This window comes from Halomonas marinisediminis (genome assembly GCF_004347715.1).
Lineage (GTDB): Bacteria > Pseudomonadota > Gammaproteobacteria > Pseudomonadales > Halomonadaceae > Halomonas > Halomonas icarae.
The window spans coordinates 1-263 of the sequence record NZ_SLTR01000546.1 but is presented as its reverse complement, the minus strand read 5'-3'; the positions used below and the strand labels follow the sequence as shown (position 1 = coordinate 263).

General features: G+C 43.0%; 1 protein-coding gene. It reads left to right on the top strand.

Annotated features, from left to right (window positions below; all coding sequences use genetic code 11):
• The coding region (locus E0702_RS17750; RefSeq protein WP_165927631.1) for a transglycosylase SLT domain-containing protein at positions 1–263 on the top strand (263 nt) is incomplete at both ends.

Genomic DNA, 263 nt, shown 5'->3' with positions numbered 1-263 from the left:
CGATTCAACGTGACTTAAGTGCACGTATACCGATTTACAAAGCAAGCTTTAAACAAAGTGATGCTCAGTACGATTTAGACTGGCATTTGCTTGCAGCGATTGGTTATCAAGAATCGTACCTAAAACCGGAGTCTGTTTCACCAACAGGTGTACGTGGGTTAATGATGTTAACCAATAGTACAGCTCGGGCAATGGGTGTGAGTAACCGTAACGATCCAGCACAGAGTATTCAGGGCGGTGCGAAATATTATGATCTCATGTTA